9 protein-coding genes are annotated in these 10,926 nt (G+C 29.5%); 8 read left to right on the top strand and 1 reads right to left on the bottom strand.

Annotation, left to right across the window (positions count from 1 at the left end):
• Position 1: 1 nt before the first annotated feature.
• The gene (locus tag OZP11_RS08990) at positions 2-2,239 is read right to left on the bottom strand and encodes a lantibiotic dehydratase family protein (protein WP_281234881.1); all 2,238 of its coding nucleotides are present in this window, start codon (positions 2,237-2,239) and stop codon (positions 2-4) included.
• Between the two features lie 277 nt (positions 2,240-2,516).
• On the opposite strand from OZP11_RS08990, the gene OZP11_RS08985 reads away from it, so the two are divergent.
• The 8 genes from OZP11_RS08985 (at position 2,517) to OZP11_RS08950 (ending at position 10,918) form a co-directional block, all read left to right on the top strand.
• Positions 2,517-4,904: an outer membrane beta-barrel family protein gene (locus tag OZP11_RS08985; RefSeq protein ID WP_281234880.1), complete on the top strand. Its 2,388-nt coding sequence runs from the start codon at positions 2,517-2,519 to the stop codon at positions 4,902-4,904.
• 144 nt (positions 4,905-5,048) lie between these two features.
• A complete protein-coding gene (locus OZP11_RS08980; RefSeq protein WP_281234879.1) occupies positions 5,049-5,216 on the top strand; it encodes a hypothetical protein in 168 nt (55 codons plus the stop codon).
• A 30-nt stretch (positions 5,217-5,246) separates the two neighbouring features.
• Positions 5,247-5,414, top strand: coding sequence for a hypothetical protein (locus tag OZP11_RS08975; protein ID WP_281234878.1), 168 nt, complete (start codon positions 5,247-5,249; stop codon positions 5,412-5,414).
• 29 nt (positions 5,415-5,443) lie between these two features.
• Positions 5,444-5,611 carry a hypothetical protein gene (locus OZP11_RS08970; RefSeq protein ID WP_281234877.1) on the top strand — a complete coding sequence of 56 codons (168 nt, stop codon included), beginning with the start codon at positions 5,444-5,446 and terminating at the stop codon, positions 5,609-5,611.
• A gap of 72 nt (positions 5,612-5,683) precedes the next feature.
• Positions 5,684-5,851, top strand: a complete 168-nt coding sequence (locus tag OZP11_RS08965; RefSeq protein WP_281234876.1) for a hypothetical protein — start codon at positions 5,684-5,686, stop codon at positions 5,849-5,851.
• A 60-nt stretch (positions 5,852-5,911) separates the two neighbouring features.
• Positions 5,912-7,198 (top strand): radical SAM/SPASM domain-containing protein, encoded by a 1,287-nt coding sequence (locus OZP11_RS08960; RefSeq protein WP_281234875.1) that lies wholly within the window; start codon positions 5,912-5,914, stop codon positions 7,196-7,198.
• A 2-nt stretch (positions 7,199-7,200) separates the two neighbouring features.
• Positions 7,201-9,393: a peptidase domain-containing ABC transporter gene (locus tag OZP11_RS08955; protein WP_281234874.1), complete on the top strand. Its 2,193-nt coding sequence runs from the start codon at positions 7,201-7,203 to the stop codon at positions 9,391-9,393.
• A 1,108-nt stretch (positions 9,394-10,501) separates the two neighbouring features.
• A complete protein-coding gene (locus OZP11_RS08950; protein ID WP_281234873.1) occupies positions 10,502-10,918 on the top strand; it encodes a hypothetical protein in 417 nt (138 codons plus the stop codon).
• Positions 10,919-10,926: the final 8 nt, after the last annotated feature.

Below are 10,926 nucleotides of genomic sequence, written 5' to 3'. Positions count from 1 at the left end.
CTTAAAATTGATTATTTTTTAGACCTGCGATAAATTGGTTTGAATAAACACCCTTTTCTCCTTTAACTGCTTTATTTGACGGAAATAAAAATTCTTCCAGAATAAATTGTGTTCTGTTTTTAATTGCGTTAACTAGCATTTTTAAACAAGTATCATTTGCGAGATTAATTACTAATGTATTGTCGCCATCGATTAAGGAAACATACTGAATTTCTTTTTTTATATTCATAGAAATAAGAGCAGAGCGAACTATTTCAGGATTGAATTTATTTTTAGAAGTCAATATGTTGAAAAAATCAGTGTGTTTGTTTTTGCTAAAAAGCCATTTTGCTTTAGAAATAATGCAATTGCCTATTGTAATTCTTGGTATATAATCAAACAGTTTTTCAAATTTCTCACTTATTCCTATTGCAGATTTACAATTTTCAAATTGCATATCACATAAAAAATGATAAACAGGTAAAGCATTATAAGAATAATTGTGAGCATTAGTAAGCCTTGGAACTACTTCTTTATCATATTTTTTGCTCCATAAAACTAATCGATTGTTTTTTACAAATAACAATAAATCTTCAATATGTATTTGATTTGAAATTTCAAGATTTGACTGTCCTAAATACGGAATTTCATAAGTTCTAAAGCTTGGTCTTCTTAATACATTTCCTGTTCTTGACTCTGGTAAATGAATTATTTCAGCGATAATTTTATCGTTATTACTATCACATTCAAATTGGGTAATTTCATTTACAAAGCTATTTATTTCAGAATTGCCATAACAAAATCTGGCTAATAAATTTGCAGCGCTGGAGCCTCCAATGCTTTGAATTACGATCCATTCTTTTTCATTCTCTTCAATTATTTCAAAAACACACGAAAAAGTAATCGGCATTTTTTGAGTTGATTTTTTTTCATTTTTAAAATCATTATAACTTAGCTGAATGTTCGTTTTATTATTCTGCAGTGCATTTTGCAATTTATCATAAATGATTTTTTCTGTTCTGTTTAAATTTATTTGATATTCGGTATTATTTTTTGGTTTTATTTCGATAGTATCTAATAGGGGAGTAGAATCAAAAGCACTATCTTGCAGATAGCCAAGGCCTGTTTCAACATCAAGTGCCTTAACTAACGAAACAGCTTCGTTTTCATATCTTTCAATAAAAGCTTTTTTAAACTTCTCTAAAGATGTTTGTTTAGGTTTTTCTGAAATACTATCCAGAAGATCTATTGTTTTGGATAACGCCGCTGTATACTTTTTATCCAGCTGAAAGTCATTAGAATTTAGAAATAAATCGGTTTGGAAAAGGTACTTTTTATCGAACGAAAATTTGGATTTTGTAAGTACTTCTGACATTTCTTCATATAATGATATATCATTAGTGAAATTTGAATCAATTTTAAGAAGCATATTTTCCACTTCCTTACTGATGATTTCAATTTTAGTATCTGTTTTATTTTTTAAATCATTTAAAAAAGAACTTCCGGTAAGTTTTGGTTCTAATTCTGAAACTAGTATCTGATTAGAAATTAACTCTTCAACAAATTCCAGAGCTTCGTTTATATTGATTTCATCATTAACTAAATAACCTGCCAGATCTTTTTTCTTTTTACCAATAGATGCGGCTTGTATAATTAGGTCTAAATAATCACTTTTTTTTAATGCTTCAAGAGAATATTTACGTTTATTTTTTTCGAGAGTATATTCTATATATCTGTAAAAATCACCCAATTGATAAAGTGTGGTATTTGGATAAAAAAGCAAATCTTCCTGCAGCGATGTATTTTGACCTAATTCACTTAATACATTACAGATTAATTGCATGTCTAAACGTGTTTTTCTATAAAAGGGATATTTTTTATCAGATAAATTAGCAGTGTAATCCTCAATATTTATTTTGGTATGATTTGATAATCTGCCATAACCACATGAGGCAAAAAGACCAAATGGAGTGCATCTGGTCGACATTCTGATTAGGTATTTTAAGACCGCAAAACTGATTTTTTCGCTTTTATCAATCGAGAAGTTTTTTTCAGTCTGCCATTTCTGAATTTCAGAAAATAACTCAGATGATGCTAAATATAGTGCTTCATTTAGTTGTGGATTTTTTAGTAATTCTTTCAATTTATCAGGTTCTGTTGAAAGATCGTTTGTAAGATTTTTGTAAAAATCAATTGGATATGCAGGAGTACGAATTATAACAGACGAAAAAAAGGTGAAATTAATTTCTGGTTTCGACATATTGGTTATTAAATAGGTATAGAAGAATTAAAAAAGTGGCCAAAATTATACATTTTTCAATCATTTTGTGTGAAAATATGATTGAAATTAATAAATAAAATCGTTTTTGTAATTATCTATAAAACAGCTATTTATGTTCTTTGTGATCTGAATTTTATAAAACAACTCACGATATTTATAAATGCAGACTTACATCATTTGTACTGATCGCTCTTGTTTATTTAGTTTTGGATTCAGAAAATTACTCACAAAAGGAGTCTTTAATTTATAATTTGGAATGATAAGAATAATCGTAATTGCTTATTTACTGTTTTTCAATTCACTTTTGTTTGCGCAGGTGAAAGTTAAAGGTAAATTGATAGATGCTAAAAATAGACCAATTGAACTTGCAGAGGTTTTGATATTAGATAAAGATTCAGTTGCAATAAAGAGTGAAATAAGCAGCAGTAATGGAGACTTTACACTATATGCAGAAGCAGGAAGCTATCTTTTGCAAGTAAAACAAGCAGGAAATATATTATGGGCACAAAAGATGAACATAATACATGATATTGACCTTGGAAATATCGAAGTATTTGAAACAAAAGAAAAATTATCTGAAGTAGTAATTAAGACTAAAAAGAAAATCTTAGAAAGGAAAGTCGACAGATTAATTTTTAGCGTTGAGAACTCTGTTTCTGCAGCAGGAGGTGATGCAATTGATGCCTTGCGCATTACACCAAGTATTAAGGTTCAGGAAGATCAAATAGCTATGATTGGGAAAAAGACAATGTCTGTAATGGTTGATGATAGATTGATACAACTTTCAGGGGAAGATTTAATAACTTTTTTAAAAACAATTCAGTCGGATAATATTAAAAGCATTGAGGTTATTACAACTCCACCGGCAAAATACGATGCGGAAGGAAATAGTGGAATTGTGAATATACTATTAAAAAAAGCCAAGAAGAACAGTTGGTTGGGAACCTTTAGAAATGCGTCTGTTCTGGCATCTAATTTTTCAGGAACAACAGGAGGTGATTTTTTATATCAAAAAGATAAATTAGATATTTCAACAAGTATTTCCGGAACAATTAGAAAAAACGTTAATACGAATAGTCCAAATGCTTATTTTACTGAGGAAACCTGGAATCAGGAAGTATACACAAGATCCAGTTCAAAAAACATATCAGGTAATTTTCAAATTAATTATCAGTTAACTCCAAAAACAAAAATTGGGGCATTCTATAATGGATTCAATTTTAGCGGCGATGATTATCAGCGAAATAAAAACTTAATGTATTCGACTTCAGATGACTTGACTAAATACTATCATTCAACGGGAGATTCAAACATAAAAAGTTACAACAATACAGCTAATTTAAATTTAACTCATAAACTTGATACTCTGGGTAAGCAGATTTCTGTGGATATTGATTATTTCAAAAGAAATCAAAATAAAGACAACCCATTTTATACAATCAATGAAGATTATAAAAATTCAGAAGTTACTAATTACTACACATACAATTCTGGAAATCAAATTATAGATAATTTCTCATTTAAAGCAGATTTTGATGCGCCTTATTCATGGGCAAATTTAAATTACGGAGCTAAAATCAGCTTCACAAAAACAAAAAATGACGCTTTGGGAGATTTCTATGAAATAATATCAGGAGAAAACCAGCTTTATTTAAATCAGATAAATGATTTTGAATATGTCGAGAACAATCAGGCTTTTTACATTTCTGCTCAGCATAAATTTCAAAAAAAATGGGACATTAAATTGGGATTGCGTGCAGAGGCGACTTATACAAAAGGAACTTCTGAACCCGAAAATTTAGTTAACACAAATAATTACATAAAATTTTTTCCATCCGCATTCATCTCGTATAATCTAAATAGCAGCAATAATTTCAACATCAATTATTCCAGACGAATTCAAAGACCTGCATATTGGGAATTAAACCCTGCAAGATGGTACACAAATCTGAATTTTATTAATTATGGAAATCCTTTTTTACAACCCTCATTTAGTCATAATATAGAACTAAATCATAGTTATAAAAATAAACTAAATTCAGGGCTCTGGTTCTCTATAACAAAAGCAGAATCGGGTCAATTGACCATTAATCAGGATGAAAATACGATATTAAGTATTCGCGAAAATTTTGCAAATACATTATCAGCGGGCTGGACAGAGTATTTTTCCTTTAATGTTTTCCCCTGGTGGTCACTTACTAATAGTTTAAATGTATTTTATGCAGAGAATAGCAGTACAAGTATTTACCTAAAATCGTATTATTCAGGATGGGGAGGAGATATAAATTCAATTAGTACATTTAGTTTAAATAAAGAAAAAACCTTCAATGCAGAACTAACCTATTTCTACGATTTCCCTAATAAATATGCTTATGATACAAGAGAAGGGCGTTCGTATTTAAATCTTGGATTTAAATACGGTATGCTGAATAAAAAACTTCAGATGAATCTTTTATTTAGAGACCTATTCCGTTCCTATAAAACAGTTGGCACGAGAAACACTCAGACAACATTATATACTTTCAATATTTATAATGATTCCCAATCAGTTCGATTTTCTATTAATTATACTTTCGGAAATAAATCTATAAACGTTAGTAAGAGACAAGGAGGAAATACAGAAGAAAGTAATAGAGCAAACTAATTTATTGAATTTATCAGGACTAAGTAATTTGTAGTGCACGACAAAAGAACGGTTTTATAAATACCCTTGCAAGGAAAGTCCATGTAGAATTCATAAGACTTTAAAAGATGAATTAAATAATTTTTAATCATAAAAAAAATAATTATGAAAAATTCAAAAATAAGCCTTCAAAAGTTAGTTTTAAAAGAAGGCAGATTCTCAGGCGGTTTTTCTTCTTTAGATGCAAGTCAATTAAATAAAATCAAAGGAGGGAAAGATGTACCAGCAGTCAACAATTGTGATTGTAAAAACGGAGCACATTGTAATGTGTAATTAATTTATCTTTTTTTAAATCAAATTATTATGAAAAAATCAAAAATCAGTCTTCAGAAATTAGTTTTAAAAGATGGTAAATTTTCAGGTGGTTTTTCTTCTTTAGATGCAAGTCAATTAAATAAAATCAAAGGAGGAAAAGATGCACCAGCAGTTAACAATTGCGATTGTAAAAATGATGCGCATTGTAATGCATAATTAATATTCTGCCTTAAAATCAGATTATTATGAAAAAAACAAAAAACAGCCTTCAAAAATTAGTTTTAAAAAACGGCAGGTTTTCAGGTGGCTTTTCTTCTTTAGATGTAAGTAAATTAAATAATATCAAAGGAGGAAAAGACGCACCTGGAGTTAACAATTGTGATTGTAAAAAAAACACATACTGCAGCGAATAGGTGAGCCTTCTTTCTATCACTTATGCAACTAAACAGGCTGAAAATTAAGTTTTAACATTTAAATCAATTATTATGAAAAATTCAAAAAATAATCCTCAAAAATTAGTTTTGAGCGAAGGTAAATTTTCAGGTGGATTTACTTCTTTAGACGCAAGTCAGTTAAGTAAAATTAAAGGAGGAAAAGATGTACCCGCTGTTAACAATTGTAATTGTACAAACGGGCCGCACTGTAACGTATAATAAACGGAATGCGAGGGCATTTTGCCCTCGTTTTTTTTAAATTAAAAACTCTCAATTACCATGAAAACAAGCCAGTTTAATTCTTTTTTTCCACACGAAGATAAAATTATAGGATACAACGCCTATAAAAATGATTTCACCATACTTGATCCTGAATTATATGATTTGTATCAGGCAGCAGCAAGAGAGGATATCGATGAATTGCAGGAAGTTCATCCTGATTTTTATGCACATTTAACAGAAAAAGGATTTGTAATTCCAGCAGATACTAATGAAATTGAAAAGGTAAAAACATTAGTTTATGAAATTGATCAAAAAAATAATAATGTTTTCCATGTTATTATTAATCCTACGATGAACTGTAATTTCAAATGCTGGTACTGTTATGAAACCCATATCAAGGATTCGAAAATGGGAGAAAAAGAAATTGAAAAAGTTTTAAATTTCATATTTCGTGTTTTAAATCAAAATGATCTTGAGCATTTTTCGCTTTCCTGGTTTGGAGGTGAACCGTTATTATATTTCAATAAGACCGTTTTACCGATTTTAGAAAAAGTTAGTAATGTCTGTAAAGAAAAAAATATAAAGCTGCATTCTGATTTTACTACTAATGGATTACTCATTAATCAGGATTTATTAGATAAATGTTTAAAATTCAATGTAGGCCACATGCAGATTACATTAGACGGGCATAGAGAACGTCATAATAAGGTGAGGTATATTTCGAAAGAAAAAGGATCTTATGATGAAATCATAAAAAATATTAAGTTGTGCCTCAAAAATAAAATGAGTATAACTTGCCGCTTAAATATATCAAAAGAAACTTTGGAGGATATTGATAAAATCGTTGATGATTTTGCTGACCTTGATACCGAAGAGCGTAATTATTTAAATTTCTCATTTAACCAAGTCTGGCAGGAAAAAGAAGACCTCCATGAAGCAATGCTTGAAACAATGAGTTATTTTAAGCAAAGTAATTTTTATGTAAGTTATAATAAAGACATAGATTCAGTAAGAGAGTCTTGTTATGCAGACAAAAGACATCAAGCTACCATTAATTACAATGGAGATGTTTTTAAATGCACTGCGAGAGATTTTAAATCTGAAAACAAAGAAGGAATCTTGCTTGATGAAGGAATGATTGAATGGAATGAGAAGTTTGACTTAAGAATGAATGCAAAATTTAAAAATCCACCTTGTTTAGAATGTAAAATACTGCCAATTTGTAATGGTGGATGTTCTCAAAATGCGCTGGATAATATGGGAAAAGAGTATTGTGTAAATGATTTTGATGAGAGCAAGAAGTTAGAAATTGTAAAAAATAAATTTTTAGTAGCCATTAGTTAATTATGATTTTCACCCCTCAAAAAGACCAAATGGATTGCGGGCCGGCTTGTCTGTGTATGATGGCTGATTTTTATGGTAAAAAATATTCTTTGCAATACTTGAGGGATAATTCATTTATAACTCGGGAAGGAGTTTCCTTGTTAGGTATTGTAGAAGCAGCAACCAAAATAGGATTTGAAGTTCTATCTGGGAAATTAACAAATGAAAAGCTTAATGAAATGCCTTTGCCTTGCATTCTTCATTGGAATCAAAATCATTTTGTTGTTCTTGAAAAAGTAAAGAAAAATAGGCTGACCGGGAAAAAAAAATATAAAATTGCCGATCCGGGTTATGGTTTTATTACAATAAATGAAGAAAAGTTTACTAAGTCATGGCTGTCTGATGATGATAGCGGGGTAGCTTTATTTCTTGAGCCGGCCGAAGAGTTTTATAAATTAATCCCGCCTAAAGAAAAAAGACTAAATATCAGATATCTTTTTAATTATTTAAAACCTCATAAAAATCAGTTAATCGGGCTTTTTACAATGCTTTTATTAGGAAGTGCTGTTACTTTGGTTTTTCCTTTTTTAACTCAAAGTCTAATTGATAATGGTGTAAACAAGAAAAACTTAAATTTAATAAGTCTTATTCTGTTAGCGCAGCTAAGTTTGTTTTTTGGATCGATAACGATCGAAATAATTCGTAACTGGTTAATGCTTTATATAGGAACAAAAATCAGTATTAACATTATATCTGATTTTTTAAAGAAATTATTGCAATTGCCAATAAAGTTTTTTGACACTAAAATGACTGGAGACTTTAATCAGCGTATACAAGATAATGAACGTATTGAGAATTTTTTAACTTCTCAAAGTCTAATTACTTTTTTTTCGATGATCACATTTTCTGTTTTCTTTGGAGTACTTTGGTTTTATGATGTAAAGATTCTTATTGTTTATCTTTTTCTTACTATAGTCTCTATCAGCTGGTCATTCTATTGGCTCAAAAAGCGAAAAATTCTGGATTATTTTCTTTTTCAGCAGCGAAGCCAAAATCAAGAATCAATTTTAGAAATTATTGGTGGTGTAACTGAGATAAAATTAAACCAGTTTGAGGATTTCAAACGAAAAGAATGGGAAGGGATTCAAGAGAAATTGTTTAAAATAAATATCAGAATTTTAAAACTAAACCAATTTCAGTTGTCAGGTTTCGAGTTTTTGAATCAATTTAAAAACATTTTGGTTACTTTTTTGGCTGCAAGTTTTGTTATTAAAGGACAAATGACTTTGGGGCAGCTTTTAAGTGTATCGTACATTGTTGGGCAAATGAATAGTCCAATAAATCAGCTTGTTGGTTTTTTTAGGTCTTTACAGGATGCAAAGCTTAGCTTAGAAAGGTTGAATGAGGTACAGAACCACCCGACCGAAGATAGCGATGATAATCTTTTAAAAATAAATAATATTAAGACTCAATTTCCTTTAGGAATAAGGGGAAATAATTTAAGTTTTCAATATGAAGGACCTCAATCACCCTTCGTTTTAAAAGATATTAATTTTTTCATTCCTGAAGGAAAAATTACAGCTATTGTTGGTGCAAGCGGAAGCGGAAAAACTACTTTGCTAAAATTGCTGTTAAAATTTTATGAACCAACAAAAGGAAGATTGTCTGTTAATTCAGCAAACATAAATGATATTTCTAACAATAGCCTGCGTAAAAATTGTGGTGTGGTTATGCAGGAGGGATTTGTTTTTTCGGATACTATTGAAAGAAATATTGCTATGGGTGAAGAGAATATTGATAAAGAAAAAATGAAAATGGCAGTTAAAATTGCCAATATTGAAAATTTTATTGAAGGATTGCCACTGGGGTATAATACGAAAATAGGGGCTTCCGGAAATGGAATTTCAGGCGGACAGAAACAACGTATTTTAATTGCCCGCGCAGTTTATAAAAATCCTCAATATATTTTCTTTGATGAAGCAACATCTGCACTAGATGCAGAAAATGAAAAAATTATACATGACAATTTACAGGGGTTTTTTAAAGGAAAAACAGTTGTTATTATTGCACATCGTTTAAGTACTGTAAAAAACGCTGATAATATTATTGTATTAAAAAACGGTGAAATTGTAGAACAGGGAAATCATTCAGAATTAGTGTATAATAAAGCAGATTACTTTAATTTAGTGCGGAATCAATTAGAATTAGGGAATTAAATCATCAAAAAGGATTAAATGTTAAAAATGCTTTAGTTAAATTATTGGAGATATAATAAGGGTGCAATTTGTACCCTTATTTGTTTTATAGAAATATCATTTTTATCGTAGTAAATGAGCCTTAAATATTCGTCTTAACTATTTGTGGCAGAAATAATATCAAGTTCAAATACTGGTGTGCCATGATTCTGCAACGAAACTTTTGTGCGGTTTTGAAAATATTGAAAAATGCAGTAAAAGACAAAACCCTGCAAATCTCAGGATTTGCAGGGTTTTCCGTGAATTTTAGCCTTTTTTGTAAACTTTGAAAAGTCTAGTTTTAAGCTCTCTGCGGAGAAAGAGGGATTCGAACCTAAGCTCCGCATCCCGCTCTTATACTGCATTTCTAATTTTTTTAATCTCTGTGCCACGATTCTGCCACAAACTTTAAAACGTGCTGATTTTGTATGTAAAACCTTGTTTTTTAACAGGTTATAATTCTGTTTTTTTAATATGACAAAAATACATTTTTTTATAACATAATCAATTTCTGATGTAGTTATTTATATTTGTGATTAATTTGAATGCATAATTTAATGCTGCTTCCGATTTTTTTATTGTATAGCAAATTATATGCTTTTTAATATAAAAAAGTGTATACTTTTAAGAATATATGCTTTTGCATATAAAGAGGCACACTTTTCTTAAAGTCATATATAAAAAAGGCCCTTTTACTGCTAAAGCAGTAAAAGGGCCTTTTTTATATTCATTTTGAATCCTCTGAATTTTCAAAATACATTTTTTACTGCTAAAGCAGTAAAATTATTAATACTTCAAAATTTGGAGATTTTTACCCGTGTCATAATTTTCTTGAATTACATAATTGTATTCCAATACTTCTTTTCTGCTGGAGCTTATATGCTTTAAATTTAATGTAAAAACTTAAAAGTTAAATAAATAAATAAAAAGGTCGAGTGTGACAAATGATACAGATAATTCCATTTTCGACAATTACTTTAGCATTGTTTGTAGTCAGATTTGTTTTACAGCTTAATAGCCCAAAAGCATATGACTAATTGTTCGACAGAAACTTCTGTTGGGGAAAAATCAGAAATAATAATTTCTTTAAATGACAAAAGCCAAGACCTCTGAAATTTTAGATAATTTCTTTAAGCTCGATAAGAGAGTAAAAAAGATTGAAAACTTATTGCTCTTAAATGATTTTCAGAGTAATCAATCATTGTCTGAAAGATGCAAAAGCTCTTATAGTAAAAGTGAGCTTGCAATTCTTTTTTATATCCTAATGGATGAAGGTCTTTTATTTTTTGATCCATCTGATGTGAAAAAAAATCGAATCAGTATTCAGGAATTTCTAAGTAAAAATTTTACATATAAAAATAATGAAGGAGTTCAGAAAAAAATAACTAGAATAAGCAGACAATTTTCTGAGTGTAAAGGTTATACTTATAAAGAGAAACAGATTAAATTTTTAGATGATTTGATTGGGATATTGATGGAGCGAAAAAGAAAACTTGAGAACTGGTAAGCTCGGGA

It is taken from the genome of Flavobacterium gelatinilyticum, from assembly GCF_027111295.1.
Taxonomy (GTDB): domain Bacteria; phylum Bacteroidota; class Bacteroidia; order Flavobacteriales; family Flavobacteriaceae; genus Flavobacterium; species Flavobacterium gelatinilyticum.
This window is presented reverse-complemented; position numbering and strand designations above follow the sequence as displayed.